Origin of the sequence: Idiomarina sp. UBA4206, assembly GCF_002383015.1 — a bacterium.
Classification (GTDB): Bacteria; Pseudomonadota; Gammaproteobacteria; order Enterobacterales; family Alteromonadaceae; genus Idiomarina; species Idiomarina abyssalis.
Genome location: NZ_DFTS01000039.1, coordinates 99994 through 100238 on the forward strand (window position 1 = coordinate 99994; position 245 = coordinate 100238).

Consider the following 245-nt stretch of genomic DNA (forward strand, 5'->3'; position numbering starts at 1 on the left):
GTGTTGTCGTTGAACTGCAGGAACATTTCCACAGATTCGAAAGCGTCGTCATGGCGTTGCAGTGCAAGGTAAATAAGCAGCTTCAATTCAAGAATAGTGAGCTGACCCCAAACCGTGTTTTCATCAAACTCAATACCAATCAGGGTGATAATATCCATGTAGTTATCAAGCTGACTGTCTTCTAAGCGCTCAACTAAGTCTTCTAGCTGGTCATCGGTTAAGCGGTGCAGGTTGAGAATGTCTTC

The 245-nt window shown here is 44.1% G+C and carries 1 pseudogene; it reads right to left on the minus strand.

Annotated features, from left to right (window positions below):
- Nucleotides 1-245: pseudogene (locus B3180_RS08555) on the minus strand (OsmC domain/YcaO domain-containing protein); the annotation flags it as partial.